The sequence below is a fragment of the Rhodopseudomonas palustris genome (assembly GCF_013415845.1).
In the GTDB taxonomy this organism is placed as follows: Bacteria; Pseudomonadota; Alphaproteobacteria; order Rhizobiales; family Xanthobacteraceae; genus Rhodopseudomonas; species Rhodopseudomonas palustris_F.
Genome location: NZ_CP058907.1, coordinates 3755801 through 3770207, shown reverse-complemented (window position 1 = coordinate 3770207; position 14407 = coordinate 3755801). Strand labels below are relative to the sequence as shown.

The window sequence follows — 14407 nt, the reverse complement described above, 5'->3', positions numbered from 1 at the left end:
AGCTCGCGCTGCCGGATCGGTTACTTCTGCTCGGCCACCGATTCGGCCGTGGAGATGCTCCAGTGGCACGCTGGGCTCTCGGTGATGGCGAGGTGGTGACGGTCACCGCAACCGCGATCGAACGTGCCAGAGACTGGCCTGGAAGCGTGCAGCAAGCTTCCAAGGGCTGCTCTGTAGCTAGAGGGGCGGGATCTAGCTCATCAACGTACAGGAGGCGCCCGGCGCCACCGACAATCCGCAGATTCCGGAATGGGCGCGCGCGGATGGCGGCGACATGGCCAAGACCTACCAGAACGATTCCATCGCCTGGTGCGCGCTGTTCGCCAACCACATCCTGACCAAGGTCGTACTGAAGGGCTCCGAGACGCTGACCCTTGACTTCGCTGGCCTTCGGTGAACCGTCCGCGCGGTAGTCACATCGTCTGCATCGTCGGACGTGACCTGCACGGCAACATCATAGTCCCGGCGGCAACCAAGGCGACAAGGCGTCCATCCCGCCGTTCCCGCATGCCGGCTCGATCAAGGCTTCTGGTGGCCGAAGGAAGTGCTGCTGCTTAAGATTGGATTTGCCTCGACGCCACTCGTCCGTAGCGATGCGCGAGTCTTGAGCACCGAAGCCTGACCTGATCCCGCCGCGCGCCGCAGGCGATCGATGGCGCGTACCTCAACCGAGGGAGCGAATAATGTCTTCGAACTGGACGCCCCTCGCCGCCGGTCACCTGCTCACCGGTGTGTCGGTTGGTAGCTTCGCTGCAACGAACTGTTCGCCGCCGCCGCCGTGATCGTCACCGGCATCGGCTTGCTATTCGGTAGCGACTGGACATCACCGGCGGCAACAAGTCCTGATCGACCTAGTGTCGCGGTACAAGGCTTCTGCGGACGCGGACGTGGCACACGAGCAGGGCCACGGCCAGGCGGTGGCGGACGGGCTGAAGCTGATGGGTGTTCAGCTCTTCGCCGCCGTGGCGGAGGCACGGGAGCGGCAGACCGCGCGCCCGGGCAGTGACGATGGCCTGGACACGGAATTTCGGAGGGACTGATGCGATCCGCGATCCTCGCGGCACTGGCATTGGCCGGGCCAGTCCCGGCCGTGCCAACTGACGCCGCAGCTATCAAATGCCGCGGGGCCACCTTCGGGTATGTCGAGCTGACTTGCGAGACGACGCGGCCGGCGAGATCCACCGTTGGCTTGTGCGACGTTATGAACCGCCAGGGCGGGTCATTACGGTGGTCGCGCGACGACAGGCGGGATACCAAGCTGCGTCTCGATCTGATCAACGCCGCCGGCAAGCGGCTGTGCGGCCGGGGCAGCAAGTAATAGAGGAAATGCAATGGCCGGTCCGCTTTCTCGACCGCCTAACGGATGTGCAACGTACGTTCCTGGTCGATCGCACCGATCAGCGCATCGCCCATGCCCGGCCGGAAACCCTGGTGTGTCGGGAGCGTGCATCCCGCAGGGTATAGAGCCGCCGAAATGCAGCATTTCGTTCATCCTTGCGTCGCGACTGCTCGGCAAGGTCCCGTCGGTGATTGGCGCGGCTGTTCGGCATAGCGATTGGATTTCTCACCCTTTGGGACCGGGGCAAGGCGGCTGGGTCGTGCCAGAGTGAGACCTTGAGATGAATCGGCTGTTTGTCAGCGCTAAATTAGTGTCTAAATACTGTCCGCAGATTGGTAATCGGTAGCGAAGCTCGACAACTTTCTTGATAGGCAGACGTGACCGTTACCGCCCCGCTGCCCAAGTCGACCGGTTTACGCAAGGGCCCGAGTGGAGCATCCATCGGTTCTCTGCGGGCGCCATCAGTGTGAATACGTTGACGATGCGGGCTATTATTCGATTTGTGCCCATGATGGAGGAAGTGAATCAATCCATATAATGTGGTTTCGATCGAATATTGCGGCGAGTTTTGTATGGATAGCGCAGATTGTCGCAAGTAGATCCGCGCTTCTTCGTGCGGCGGCTAATCCGCCTAACGTAGCGTTCGAAATGAAATTGAGGCACATCACCACACGTCCGTGCCATGAAGATGCCGATCGTGCTTATCTGCCTGGCGTCTTGCATGGTCCTAGCTACTGCGCCCACAAGAGGCGCGTACGATTGCTCAAGTTAGAGTGTACACGTTTGTGGAATTCTTGTTGGTTTAGATTGGATTGCATGCCGCTGATTGTGTTTGCGGCCTGCTTCGTCCCGCGGGCGTCTGCGTTTGGCCAGCCGTGGCGCCGGAGGTAGTCGGTTTCGCGACAGCGTCAGCAGCAAACCGATCCGCGAAGATCGTCGGCCCGGAGTGGCTGTGGGCAGAGCGACAATGTAGTGTCTTGCTTCGCGCTGCGTCCCGAGCGTTACCATTTTCGCAATTCGACCGAATCGTGGAACGCCGTACTCCCGGTCATCGTCAGCGCCCGCCGACGGCGAACAGGCGGGGGAGCCCAGCCAGCGCCGCCGGGCGCACGCACGGACACGGACTTCGATCCTTCCATGGTGGCAGGTTGTTGTTGATCGTTGCGATGACGCGTGCGGATCTTCGCTGTAGAGCTTCAGGCGGTCTTGAACTCCGTCAGTGTTGCTCGGCGCAACTGCCGTCCAGTCGATCCAATATCGATGCCGAGCCCTATGACGCGGTAACAATTGTTTACTGGATCGATGCGCCGAAGTGCGAACAGGGTCTCGCGCTCATGACCACAAGTGCGCTAGCGCCTTGCATGGCGAGCATCAGCAGAAGGGCGGCTCGGCGAGCCTAGCCGTTCCATCTGGACGACGGCAGAAACGGTGAGCGGCCATCTCATAGCCTTTCATAGGTGCCGATCTGGCAAACGCGAAGTCTCTATCGGACTGATACCGCAGAGATGTGCGTTCGCCAGTATGCTTGGTCAATGAATTACTTAAGCTATTAGGCTAAGTCATTGTCTGGATGATTGCACTTGCCTATCGCATTCCGTTTGGATTGATAAATTCATATGTGAGCGGGCGGCGGCCACGAGAAGTCTCGCGTGAGACCTTGGCGGCGTTAGGCGACCGGCCGAGCCGATCGAAATCTCGGCGGCGCAGAGCCGAAACTCACGAACTATCCGTTCCAAGTCTACACCCATCCGATCAAGATAATACGATCCGAGAGGGCTACATCATATTCAGTCGTGGTCGACGGAATTTCAGCTAGCAAGGCTAGACTTAGGACTTGGTCAAGCGACATGGAGTGTCGTAAGTCTCCAGAGGGATCATCGGCATTGACCGGGCCCGTTAGCAAAGTTGGATAGACGGATTTCGCGCGTGTGACGTGGTGCGTGTTCTGGCTCGCATGGGACCGAGCACGAACAAATTCTACGGATTTTCCACGCCTCGACCCGCGCGGCTCGCGATAGGTTCTGCACGATAGCGACATGTCGGTATCTCGAAAGCCCAATAGAATCAGCACTGTCAAGGCACCAAAACGGGGTGCGGCCAGCCTTTGGGGGAAGGCTGGCCGCGCACGATCCGGTCTGGGACGGGGAGGGGTGGGGATTCGACCGGGTCGCGTTTCTCCTATGGGCGTCTGAGGCTCAGCGCTGCTTGGCGCTGGCGGTTGCGATTGCCGGGCGACCATCGCCGAGTGCGACCCAGGCATTGGGATCGCTCTGCGACTGTCGCTTGACGAAGCGGTAGCCAGTCTCGGTCCAGGCGACGACTTCCTCGTTCTGGTTGTCGAGGATGAACTCGCCCTTGTCGGTCTTCACCGTCAGCACCGCGTGACCTTCGTTCTTCTTGTCGCGGACCACGGTGATCAGCAGCGCTTCGCGCGGCCAGCCGGCGTCGATCAGCATCTTGCGCTTCAGCAGTACGTAGTCTTCACAATCGCCGTAACCGTCGCTCGGCAGTGACCACTTTTCGATCACGCCCCAGTGGTCCATGTCGGTCAGCGGCTTGATGGTGTCGTTGACCCAGCGATTGACTTTCAGTAGATCCTGCCAAGCAGTCTGCGTCAGCACGATGTCCCGTGCCTGGCTGCGGCTGCCGCGGCATTCCACCGGATTGTCCGAGCAGAACTCGATCCAGCCGATCGGTGCACGCGTCTCGTCGCCGACGCTGGCGTAGCGAACCCTGTCTTCGGCTTGCGCCGTCGCGGTCAGTGCGACGACGGCGGCAATCACCGCAAGCCCCCGAAATCCCCTGTTGCCCGACATTGTGGCCCCCGTTTCTTGTTGGGACCATCATTTGCACAAACGCTTTGCAGGGCCGCTAAGTCGTCGAAGTAAAATCGAGACGAATGCAAGTAAAACTGTCAGTGCATTCGATCTATACTTGAATCGAATTTGCGCAAAATTCGAGATATCGGCAATTGATTCAAATTTGAGCTATTAACGCGTGCATCGCTGCAGCACGCGCAGTTTCGCGTCGTTGTGCGACGCGCGTTAACCGCCCGGAGCGTCCTACTCCGAGTGATGTTGAGGCGAGAAGAGGTGGCAAACGTCGGGAAAGTGAGGTGCTACGCGGCTGTGGATCGCTGCGTTCTGTTCACCGCGCGGTAACGCTGTCTTCGAGCGTTTCTTCGAGCTGCTCGTGCACGAACTCCAGCGCGAAGCCATCGTCGAGGTGGCGGACGACGCGGGAGGCGACGCGGCCAAGTAGCACCTGAGCGTTCAGCGGCGGGCGCTGCTCCGCGGCGATCGCAGCGCCGGAGCGTGACATGTCGATGATGCGGCAGCTCATGCGGCTGCCGTCGTCGAGCGTCAGCACAGCGATCGGGTTGCGCGGCACGATACGGTCGTGGCGGCGATCTTCCGGCAGATTGAGGATGTCGCGATTGGCGAGCCAGGTGAGCTGGGCCGCGAGCTTGTCGCGCTTGCGCGGCGTTGCCGCCACAGTCATCGCAAAGCCATTGTCGATGATACGAGTAATCTTGCCCTCGACGCGGCCGACATGGTCGAGATAGGCGATCACACGATCCCCGACGTTGCCGATCCCCGGCGCCAGCAGCGCCAAGCCGCCGGGCGACATGTTGATCACCTGGCAGGGAAATTCGCGGCGATCCGGCAACATGTAGCGTCCGAGCAGGTGAACTTTCACCCGCTGAAAACGACGACGCTCAAGGGTCGCCGGCTGGCTTTTGGGGTTCTGCAACAACAAAACTGGATTCCGCTGGCCGGTGCGCTGCCGTAGCTTTCAGCCTACGACCGGCACGGTTAACGGCTCGTTAGCAGATTGCCGTCTTCGGTTGTGCCAACTCTTCAAGAACCAAATTGAGTTGTGGACCGCAGCGACTGCGATGTGATGCGACCGGAAGATCGCTTTGCAAGATCGTGCAAGTAACAACTCGCATCCACCTGAAGGCCGGGCGGGCGAGGTCGATGGCTGTGCTTGACGATGCGCGGACCGTGCTGGGAACCATGTTGTTCGATCCTGTTTTCGTCGTCAGGCGCTTGCCTGCCGCGTAGTCGTACGAAGTGGACTTTGCGCGGAGGGCGAAGGATTAAAGTTCCCGGGGAGCCGTAATTGCAGCGGCTTATTTAAAGGGGCCGGGGCGTAGCCAAGTGCGCTATGCCGCGCCAATTTGCGGGGCGGAGCCATGGCCGGCAGTCAATCAGCCAACGACCTGCTTGCGGCTTTGCCTGCGGCAGACTTTGAACTGCTGCGGCCGCATCTGCGCACGATCGACTTGAAGTTCGGTCAGGTTCTGGTCGAGGCGGGGGCACCGCTCGAACAGGCGATTTTCCCTCACGGCGGCATCATCTCCAGCGTGATCGGCCTCGGCAAGGATGAGGCGATCGAACTGGCGGCAATTGGCCGGGATGGCGCTGTCGGTGCAGAAGCGGCGCATGAGACGGTCGCCGCTGCCGGCGCCGTGGTTCGCTATCCGACGACGGCATCTGCAATCGAGGTGATGCACTTCCGCTACGCCGTCGACCACAGCGCGACGTTGCGCAATCAGCTGCTGCGCTATCAGTGGATCCGCGCGGTCAGGGCCGAACGCGTCGCAGCTTGCAACGCCGCGCACTCCGCCGAAGCGCGGCTGTGCCGCCGCCTGCTGCAATCGCGCGATATGGCCGGCAGCGACTGCATGCAACTCGGTCAGGATCTGATGGCGCAGATGCTCGGCGTCAAGCGCAACACGATTTCGCTGATCGCTCACGCCCTGCAGCAGCAGGGACTGATCCGCTATAGCCGCGGCCGCCTGGCGATCACCGATGTCGACGGCCTGATGCTCCGCGCCTGCGCCTGCTACAAGACCGATCGCGGCGGCTTTGCCGCAACTGCGGTTGAGCGTCAGCCGGTCGTGGCGATCCCGCGGCTCGCGTCGGACTACGCCGAGTCTCCGCGGCTGCCCTCGTAGACCGTCAGTCCCCGGATCACCTGGAACTTCCGCAGCTTGCGTGGCGGGAAGCGGCGCGGCTGTTGGCCGACCGTTCGCCATGAGGTGAGCCGCAGGCTCATCAGCGGCCCGATGACTCGGCTGCCGAGCGGGGTCAGAAGGCCGGTGGTGCTGAGGGGCGTGTGGGGGCGTTGGGCGAATGGGAGGAGCAGCAGCTCCAGCGTGACCGGCGTCGCATTCGTGGTGGTGGCGAGGATACCGGCGACCACCGCGACGGTATCCCCTGATACGATATCCAGCACCTGCTCGATCGAGCGCCGCTGCTCCAGCATGAACTGGTTGGTCAGCTTCTCGCCCTTGAGGTCACGCCCGAGCAGGGCGTTCAGCCGGGTACCGGCGAACCGGAACGGGTATCCGGGCGCGTCGCACGACACCACGAACATGTCCCCGAGCAGGCTGCGCAACGCATCCGGCTCGATCGCGCTGCGATCCGGGGCAGGGGCGCCGTCGCGTTGCTTGTCCCAATAGGCGAAGAACGCCTGGCTCGACGGATGCTTCATGGACGACCTTGGTTCGCGGTCGTCGCGGCCGGACGGCATTGGGACAGGACTGTCCCGAAATCGCCTGGTGCGACGTTCCCAGAGTGTTGTGCAGGAGGCCCGATGCAGCGTCCATGCCGGCCGGCGCGAATGGGGCGGTCATACCCGGCTTTGCGTCGTTAAGGTTAAATTAACTATGGCGTTGCGCGCGCGGGAACCACCGCTACCGTATCGGCATTCCAACGTTGGCGACTCCAGACCGCCCGCGTTGGTCAGATACAGGGTGGCTGAAAAACAGGCCGGCCGACGGATCGGAGAAGCGGGCTCTCCTGATGCGAACGCAGCCGGCACGGACCGGGGGAGGGCTTTCTCAGGGCCCTCCCTTTTCCGTTCTGGGGCCCGCGAGCCGAAGAGGCCCGTCGCCGTCGCCCGAATTCCACTTTGCCGGAAAATGCTCTAAGGGTGCGGATCGCTCCCCGAGCCGCTCGCAGCAGGTCGCAAGCCGTTGGATTCTCCGCTCGTATCGTCGTCGTTGCCGCCGGAGCCGCCGCAGCCGCAGCGCGAGCCGATTCTGACGCTGCCCGGGGCGGTGACGGCCTATGTTGCGCTGCTGGCGGTGATCCATCTGCGCACGCTGCTCTCGCCGGAGTTCGAGTACTGGACCATCGAGATGTTCGGCTTCATCCCGATGCGCTACGAGCAGACGCTGCTCGACTCGCCGTTCCCCGGCGGCACCGGGGCGAAGATCTGGACCTTCGTCACCTATTCGCTGCTCCACGCCAATCTCAGCCACATCGTGTTCAACGTGCTGTGGCTGCTGCCGTTCGGCAGCGCGCTGGCGCGGCGGTTCGGCAGCCTGCGGTTCTTCGTGTTCATGGCGGTGACGGCGGCGGCCGGCGCGTTCGCGCATCTGCTCACCCATTCCAACGACGTTGCCCCGATGATCGGCGCGTCGGCCTCGGTGTCTGGTGCGATGGCGGCGGCGATCCGCTTCGCCTTCGTCCGCGGCAGTTTCCTGTCGCTGCGCCGCGGAGACGCGGATGCTGCCGCGAAGGTGCCTGCGCAGCCGCTGCTGAGGGCGCTGCGCGATCCGCGGGTACTGGCGTTCCTCGGTATCTGGTTCGGCATCAACATCATCTTCGGGATCGGTTCGATTGCGATCGGCAATGAGGGCGCCAGTGTCGCCTGGCAGGCGCATATCGGCGGCTTCTTTGCAGGGCTGCTGCTGTTCTCGTTGTTCGATCCAGTGCCGCGGGTCCCTGACGCGCGCGCCTGACGCACCGCAGCAGCCCTTCGCAGTTGCGAGCTATTTGCATATATCGCTGAATCGCCGCAATGTTGCGGTGTCATCGCACCTGGCGCTGATATGCGCCGGGCTGGGAATGGGAATCGGCGCCGCGCTGTGCCCGCCGATTCTGTCGAGCGTCCATTCCACGCATCGCCGTGACTGATCCGCTGCAAGTGTCACAACAACAGCCGCAGGGCTCGGCAGGCGGCGTTATGGGAGGCGACCATGACCGTGCGTGCGATTCTGGAAACCAAAGGCCGTTACATCCACACCGTCGAAGCCGAGGCGCGGCTCGCGTCCGCGGTGAAGACGCTGGCCGAGCGCCGGATCGGTGCAGTGCTGGTGATGCACGGCACGCGGCTCGAAGGCATCCTGTCGGAGCGCGACGTCGTTCGCGTACTCGCCGACCGCGGCCCGGCTGCGCTGGATGAGCCGATCGGCGCGGTGATGACGCGCGACGTGTTCACCTGCCGCCAGGACGACACCGTCGGCGAGATCATGGAGCGGATGACCGCCGGCAAATTCCGGCATTTGCCGGTGATGGAGCACGACCGCGTCGTCGGCCTGATCTCGATCGGCGACATCGTCAAATCGCGGCTGTCCGAATACGAGCACGAGCAGCAGGCGCTGCACGACTACATCAAGTCGGCCTGAGGCTGGCGGCCGAACCGACGATCAGGCGCCGGCGCCGTCGAGAAACAGCGCCCAGGCCTTGTCGAAATAAGCGTTCTGGGCGCGGGTGGACGCATAGGTCGTCCCGCCCAGCATCGCCTCGATCATCGGCCCCATCGCGATGCTGTTGAGAAGCTGGCTCGCGAGAAAGCGCGCATCGCCGCGGGCGAGGGCGCCGGCCTTCTGCGCCTCGCTGATCAGCGACAGCAACCGGTCCATGATCGGATCGTCGGTCCGGCTGGCAACGGCCTGACCGACCACGATCGCCTCGCTGAAAGCGATGCGCTTGAAAGCGATCAGCGTCGGATCGACGTTGACGGCAAGGAGCCAGCGTGCCGCCGCGCGAAGCTGCGTCAGCGCATCCCCCGTCTGGCTCGCCATCGTGGTCTGGAAGTGCGCCAGCGTCTGCACCCGCGCATGCTCGACCACCCCTTCGAACAACGCCAGCTTCGATGGGAAGCGTCGATACACGGTGTCCTTGCCGACGCCGCATGCGGCCACAACCTGCTCGACCGAGGTCGCAGCGAATCCCTGCTGCGCGAACAGTCGCGATGCCGTCTCGATGATGTGAAGCGACTTCGCCTCGACATCGCTTTTGCGCGGACGTCCGCCTTTGGAAGCGGTGGTTAGAGTCGGCATGCAGGTCCTTGATCGTCGCCTCGGCGACGCAACTGTTTCGAGCAATTCCAATCCCAGATTTGCAATCGCTTGGCAATCTGTCTGGACAGGACGGTCCCGTCCCGTTTATTTCCCGCCCGCCTCGGAACGAGGTAGCTGGGGGATATCGGATGGGAAGCGAGAACAAGATTGTCGTCGGCGTTGCGATTGCGCTGTCGCTGAGTGGCGGCCCCGAAGCGCTGGCGCAGAGCGTGAGCGAACCGTCAGTGGCGCTGCCGCCGGTCACCGTGCAGCCCGCCGAGCGGCGCGCAGTGCGCCGTGCGCAGCCGGCTCCCGCAGCTCAGCGCGCCGCGCCGGCACGGACCCCGGTGCGCGAACAGGCGACGCCACCGGCGCGCCCGGTCAACGCCAGCAACACCTCGGATCGCTACGTCGTCCGTACGTCCGCAACGGCGACCAAGACCGACACCCCGGTGCTGGAAACGCCGCAGTCAATTTCGACTGTCACCCGGCGCCAGATGGACGATCAGAACGTTCAGACCGTTGCCAATGCGCTGCGCTATAGCGCCGGTGTGCTGTCGGACGCCGACACCAATTCGCGCTTCGACAGCGTGTTCATCCGCGGCTTCGGTGCTTTTGGTACCGCGACCAACTATGTCAGCTTCCTCGACGGGCTGAAGCTGCCGCGCGGCCAGGCCTTCGCCAACACCGCAATCGATCCGTATCTGCTCGACCGCGTCGAGGTGCTGAAAGGGCCCTCGGCGGTGCTGTATGGGCAGACCAGCCCGGGCGGCCTGGTCAATCAGATCAGCCGGATGCCGAGCGCAGTGCCCTACAATGAAGTTCGCGTCGAAGGCGGCAGCTATGGCCGCTTTCAGTCCGGCGTCACCAGCCAGGGCGCGCTCGATAAGGACGGCCATTGGCTCTACAGTCTGAGTGCGATCGGCCGCACCTCCGGCACGCGCTACGACAATGTCGACGAGCAGCGCTTCGCCGTTGCGCCGGCTTTGACCTGGGCGCCGGATGCAGACACGCGCTTCACCGTTCAGAGCTACTACCAAAAGGACCCGAAGGGCGGCTATTTCAACTCGCTGTATCCGACTTCGCTGGCGCCGCTGCAGTACCGGCCGTACCTGAACTCCAAGCTCAATGTCGGCGATCCCGGCTTCGACTCGTTCGAGCGCGAGCAGTACGGCATCGGCTATCAGTTCGACAAACGGCTCAACGAGGTCGTCAGCGTCAAATCGAGCTTGCGCTATTCGCACGTCGACGTCGACTTCAAGTCGCTGCAAATGAACGCGCCGCTCACCGCCACCGGCACGATCCCGCGCTGGGCATTGCGCTCGATCGAAGACGTCGGCGGGCTGTCGACCGACAACCGCGTCCAGTTTGATTTCGCCACCGGCGCGCTACAGCACAAGATCATCACCGGCGTCGATTATCAGAACACGCTCAGCAATTGGACCTACCAGCTCGGTGCCGCGACCGCCCTCAACGTCGTCAACCCGGTGTATAATCAGCCAGTCGGCTCGCTCGCCTCGCTGATCGACAACGGCCAGAAGCTGTCGCAGACCGGACTGTATGCGCAGGATCAGCTCAGCCTGGGCGGATGGCGTGCGACACTCGGCGTTCGCCACGATTGGGCCGAGCAGAGCACCGACAGCCGGCTCGCCGGCTCGCGCTCCAATCAGTCGGACGACAAGACGACCTATCGGGCCGGCCTGCTGTATCTGTTCGACAGCGGCATTGCACCTTATGTCAGCTATTCGACGTCGTTCGAGCCGGTCACCGGCGTCGGCGTCGACGGGCAGCCCTTCATCCCGACCACGGCCGAGCAATACGAAGGCGGCATCAAGTATCAGCCGACCTTTCTGCCGATGCTGTTCACCGCGTCGGTGTTCGACATCCGCCAGCAGAATGTGCTGAGCCCGTCATCGGTGCCGGGCTTCAACGTGCAGCAGGGCGAGGTCCGGTCCAAGGGGGTCGAATTGGAAGCGCGCGGCAATGTCACCGACGGCCTTGAGCTGATCGGCGCGTTGACGTTCCTCGACACAAGGGTGGCGCGATCGTCGAATGCCCTGCTCGTAGGTAACCGACCGCAGGCCGTTCCGGACTTCTTTGGCTCGATGTGGGCGAATTACACGTTCCAGTCCGGCCCGGTCACCGGCCTGACATTCGGTGGCGGCATCCGCCATGTCGGCGCCAGCTACGGCGACGATGCCAACACGCTGCGCACGCCGGCCTACACGGTGGTCGATGCGGCGTTGAAATACGATCTCGCGAATGTGGCGCCGAGCCTGAAGGGCACGACCCTGACGCTCAACGTTAACAATCTGTTCGACAAGGAATACTATTCGAGCTGCTCGTCGGGGTTCTACTGCCAGTTCGGCAATCGCCGCACGGTGTTGGCGGGGATCAAGTACCGGTGGTGAGGATCGACGACAGAAAGGCGCGCCGCCGATGACGCGGCGCGTCGTTCGAGCCTGGGTGTGGCTGCATCGCTGGAGCAGCCTGATCTGCACGCTGTTCGCACTGCTGCTTTGCCTCACCGGCCTGCCGCTGATTTTCAAGGACGAGCTTGGTCCCGACCTGAAGCTGGCAGCGACGACCGCGCCGCCGGGCAGTGCATCGGTGGACTCGATGATCGCGCGCGTTCTCGCGGCGCGGCCGGGTGAGGTGGTGCCGTATCTGTTCTACGATCGGGAGCATCCGATCCTGAAGGTGCCGACCGCAGCCTCGATGACGGCCGACCCGGCCTCGTTTCACTATCAGGTGTTCGACACCCGCACCGGGCTGCAGATCGAGATCCCGCAGCCGAACGAGGGCTTCCTCTATGTGATGACGCGGCTGCATCTCGACCTTTTCGGGGGCGTGCCGGGGACGCTGTTTCTTGGCTTCATGGGACTTCTTCTGGTCGTCGCGATCGTGTCGGGCGTGGTGCTGTACGGTCCGTTCACGCGGCGGCTTGCGTTCGGCGTGGTGCGGACCGACGGCAGCCGCTGGCGCACTTGGCTCGACCTGCACAATCTACTCGGCATCGTGACGCTGGCTTGGTTTGGTGTCGTCAGCTTCACCGGTGTCATCAATACGCTGGCAGCGCCGATCGAACTCGCCTGGCAGGCCAATCAACTGGTCGAGATGGCAGCGCAGGCGAAGCCGGCTGAGATCGAGGGACAGCGTGCTTCGACCGACGCTGTCCTGCGTGACGTTCGCGCCGCGGTGCCGGGGATGAACGTGATGACGGTGGCATTTCCCGGCACCCCGTTCGCGACCCCGTCGCACGTCGCGATCTTTCTCACCGGCAATACGCCGATCACCAGTCGCATCCTCAAACCGGCGCTCGCCGATGCGTCGACCGGGCAGGTGGTCTCGGTGCGCGACATGCCGTGGTACGCGACCGCGCTGTTCATGTCGCAGCCGCTGCATTTCGGTGACTATGGCGGGCTGCCGCTGAAGATCATCTGGGCGCTGCTCGACATCGCGACGATCGTCGTTTTGATCAGCGGCCTGTATCTGTGGTGGGCGAAGCGCCCGCAGCGCGGCGCCGATGCGGAAGCCGGGAGCCCCGCGTCATGAGCGCATTGCGACGGCAATGGCTGTGGCCGATCGTGCTGGCCGCTGCGACTGTATTCGGATTGCTGGCCGCGCTGATCGGCGAGGGCGGCGTCTGGCGGACCTTGAGTTGGGGCGCGCTGGCCGTGCCGCTGGTGACGATCGCAGTTGGCTTGGCGCGGATGCGTCGCGGACCATTGGCGGCGGCGGAGGCTTCAAGCGACCGTCACCGATGATCCCGGCTTGAGATGGTTTTCAGGTCTCGACCGGAACCGTCGCCTTGGGCTGCGGCGCGACTTCTTCGATCGCTTCGCGGATCGAGTCGATCGCGCGCTCCGCGGCGCGGGCGCCGTGGGCGATGATCTCGTCGGCGCGGTGGAAGTCGAACCAGCCGATCCGGCCGACCCGCGGCGAAATCAGCAGGTCGGGGGGATCGCCGGCGAGCCGCGCCCGGGTGATGCGGTCCTGCATGATGTTGAAGGCGTCGGTCATCACCTTGGAGATGCCGGGGCGTTCCGGGCTGCCGAACAGCTCCTGTTTGACGAATCTCTCAGGCGAGAAGAACCGCGTGAAGCCGCGCTTCTGCGCCGGCGGTTCCTCGGCTTCGGGTTCCATTGCCGCCGCAGCGGCGCTGCCATGCGAGAAGATCGTGGTGCCGTGGCCGAACACGTCGCTGGAGACGTTGGCGGCGATCACGATCTCGGCGCCGAGCGCCCGCGCGGCCGACACCGGCACCGGATTGACCAGCGCGCCGTCGACCAGCCAGCGGTCGCCGATCAGCACCGGCGAGAAGATGCCGGGCAGGGCGTAGGAGGCGCGGACCGCGTCGACGATCCGTCCATGGGTCAGCCAGATCTCGTGGCCGGTCGCCACCTCGGTGGCGACGCTGGCGAATTTTTGGGTGAGATCCTGGATCAGGATTTGGCCCAGCGTGGCGTCGAGCTGCGCGGCGAGTTTGCTGCCGCCGATCAGGCCGGAACCATTGAGCCGAATATCCAGATAGCCGAAGATGTTGCGGGGCTGCAGTCGCCGCGCCCATTCTTCCAGGGTGTCGAGATGACCGGACACATAGGCTCCGCCGACCACGGCGCCGATCGAGGTGCCGACCACCACGTCGGGCGTAATGCCGTGCGCCAGCAGGGTGCGCAGGATACCGATATGCGCAAAGCCGCGCGCCGCGCCGCCGCCGAGCGCCAAGCCGATCACCGGCCGGCGAATGGTGTCGAGGCCGACCTTGTCCGCTGCCGGCGGGTGCGCTTGCCCGCGTCCGATCAGATTCTCCAGCACGGTGGTCTCCTCAACTCGTCAGCCACAGCAGCTGCGACCGACCCGGTCTCGACTCGCGTTTCCGGATCGTGCCACATCGCCTCAAATGCATGATTAATGCCTTGGGCGGCCGGGACTAGGGGAAAATCGTGACGCAATCACGAACAGCACGCCCATACCGCTGGGGTTTC

13 protein-coding genes are annotated in these 14407 nt (G+C 63.5%); 8 read left to right on the top strand and 5 right to left on the bottom strand.

Annotation, left to right across the window (positions count from 1 at the left end; translation table 11 throughout):
• The first annotated feature begins 274 nt into the window (after positions 1–274).
• The gene (locus HZF03_RS24565) at positions 275–397 is read left to right on the top strand and encodes a hypothetical protein (RefSeq protein WP_276510742.1); all 123 of its coding nucleotides are present in this window, start codon (positions 275–277) and stop codon (positions 395–397) included.
• A 642-nt stretch (positions 398–1039) separates the two neighbouring features.
• Complete coding sequence (locus tag HZF03_RS17215; RefSeq protein WP_119019051.1) at positions 1040–1318, top strand: hypothetical protein; 279 nt, start codon at positions 1040–1042, stop codon at positions 1316–1318.
• A gap of 2216 nt (positions 1319–3534) precedes the next feature.
• Here the strand turns inward: HZF03_RS17215 and HZF03_RS17210 are convergent.
• Both HZF03_RS17210 and HZF03_RS17205 read right to left on the bottom strand, forming a co-directional pair.
• Positions 3535–4155, bottom strand: coding sequence for a transglutaminase-like cysteine peptidase (locus HZF03_RS17210; protein WP_011158963.1), 621 nt, complete (start codon positions 4153–4155; stop codon positions 3535–3537).
• Positions 4156–4486: 331 nt separating this feature from the next.
• Positions 4487–5098, bottom strand: coding sequence for a PilZ domain-containing protein (locus HZF03_RS17205; protein WP_012496843.1), 612 nt, complete (start codon positions 5096–5098; stop codon positions 4487–4489).
• Positions 5099–5537: 439 nt separating this feature from the next.
• Between HZF03_RS17205 and HZF03_RS17200 the strand changes: the two genes are divergently transcribed.
• Positions 5538–6302: a Crp/Fnr family transcriptional regulator gene (locus tag HZF03_RS17200; protein ID WP_119017988.1), complete on the top strand. Its 765-nt coding sequence runs from the start codon at positions 5538–5540 to the stop codon at positions 6300–6302.
• On the opposite strand, the gene HZF03_RS17195 is transcribed toward HZF03_RS17200, so the two are convergent.
• A complete protein-coding gene (locus HZF03_RS17195) occupies positions 6272–6841 on the bottom strand; it encodes a PAS domain-containing protein (RefSeq protein ID WP_011158960.1) in 570 nt (189 codons plus the stop codon). The two genes, HZF03_RS17200 and HZF03_RS17195, sit on opposite strands and share 31 nt — an antisense overlap.
• A 484-nt stretch (positions 6842–7325) precedes the next feature.
• Here HZF03_RS17195 and HZF03_RS17190 point away from each other — a divergent pair, with 484 nt between their 5' ends.
• Both HZF03_RS17190 and HZF03_RS17185 read left to right on the top strand, forming a co-directional pair.
• Positions 7326–8096: a rhomboid family intramembrane serine protease gene (locus HZF03_RS17190; protein ID WP_011158959.1), complete on the top strand. Its 771-nt coding sequence runs from the start codon at positions 7326–7328 to the stop codon at positions 8094–8096.
• Between the two features lie 237 nt (positions 8097–8333).
• Complete coding sequence (locus HZF03_RS17185) at positions 8334–8762, top strand: CBS domain-containing protein (protein WP_011158958.1); 429 nt, start codon at positions 8334–8336, stop codon at positions 8760–8762.
• A gap of 21 nt (positions 8763–8783) precedes the next feature.
• On the opposite strand, the gene HZF03_RS17180 is transcribed toward HZF03_RS17185, so the two are convergent.
• Positions 8784–9419: a TetR/AcrR family transcriptional regulator gene (locus tag HZF03_RS17180; RefSeq protein WP_119017987.1), complete on the bottom strand. Its 636-nt coding sequence runs from the start codon at positions 9417–9419 to the stop codon at positions 8784–8786.
• A 149-nt stretch (positions 9420–9568) separates the two neighbouring features.
• Here HZF03_RS17180 and HZF03_RS17175 point away from each other — a divergent pair, with 149 nt between their 5' ends.
• Genes HZF03_RS17175 through HZF03_RS17165 form a run of 3 tightly spaced genes read left to right on the top strand, consistent with a single transcriptional unit; the run spans position 9569 to position 13186 of the window.
• Positions 9569–11830, top strand: coding sequence for a TonB-dependent siderophore receptor (locus HZF03_RS17175; RefSeq protein WP_119017986.1), 2262 nt, complete (start codon positions 9569–9571; stop codon positions 11828–11830).
• A gap of 28 nt (positions 11831–11858) precedes the next feature.
• The gene (locus HZF03_RS17170; RefSeq protein ID WP_119017985.1) at positions 11859–12974 is read left to right on the top strand and encodes a PepSY-associated TM helix domain-containing protein; all 1116 of its coding nucleotides are present in this window, start codon (positions 11859–11861) and stop codon (positions 12972–12974) included.
• Complete coding sequence (locus HZF03_RS17165; RefSeq protein ID WP_119017984.1) at positions 12971–13186, top strand: hypothetical protein; 216 nt, start codon at positions 12971–12973, stop codon at positions 13184–13186. The genes HZF03_RS17170 and HZF03_RS17165 overlap by 4 nt, the downstream gene beginning before the upstream one ends.
• 19 nt (positions 13187–13205) lie before the next feature.
• Here the strand turns inward: HZF03_RS17165 and HZF03_RS17160 are convergent, their stop codons facing one another.
• Positions 13206–14237 (bottom strand): patatin-like phospholipase family protein, encoded by a 1032-nt coding sequence (locus HZF03_RS17160; RefSeq protein WP_011158954.1) that lies wholly within the window; start codon positions 14235–14237, stop codon positions 13206–13208.
• Positions 14238–14407: the final 170 nt, after the last annotated feature.

Coding starts and splice junctions, on each gene's coding strand:
- HZF03_RS24565 (WP_276510742.1), top strand. CDS start 275: ATGGCCAAGACCTACCAGAACGATTCCATCGCCTGGTGCGCGCTGTTC.
- HZF03_RS17215 (WP_119019051.1), top strand. CDS start 1,040: ATGCGATCCGCGATCCTCGCGGCACTGGCATTGGCCGGGCCAGTCCCG.
- HZF03_RS17210 (WP_011158963.1), bottom strand. CDS start 4,155: ATGTCGGGCAACAGGGGATTTCGGGGGCTTGCGGTGATTGCCGCCGTC.
- HZF03_RS17200 (WP_119017988.1), top strand. CDS start 5,538: ATGGCCGGCAGTCAATCAGCCAACGACCTGCTTGCGGCTTTGCCTGCG.
- HZF03_RS17195 (WP_011158960.1), bottom strand. CDS start 6,841: ATGAAGCATCCGTCGAGCCAGGCGTTCTTCGCCTATTGGGACAAGCAA.
- HZF03_RS17185 (WP_011158958.1), top strand. CDS start 8,334: ATGACCGTGCGTGCGATTCTGGAAACCAAAGGCCGTTACATCCACACC.
- HZF03_RS17180 (WP_119017987.1), bottom strand. CDS start 9,419: ATGCCGACTCTAACCACCGCTTCCAAAGGCGGACGTCCGCGCAAAAGC.
- HZF03_RS17175 (WP_119017986.1), top strand. CDS start 9,569: ATGGGAAGCGAGAACAAGATTGTCGTCGGCGTTGCGATTGCGCTGTCG.
- HZF03_RS17170 (WP_119017985.1), top strand. CDS start 11,859: ATGACGCGGCGCGTCGTTCGAGCCTGGGTGTGGCTGCATCGCTGGAGC.
- HZF03_RS17165 (WP_119017984.1), top strand. CDS start 12,971: ATGAGCGCATTGCGACGGCAATGGCTGTGGCCGATCGTGCTGGCCGCT.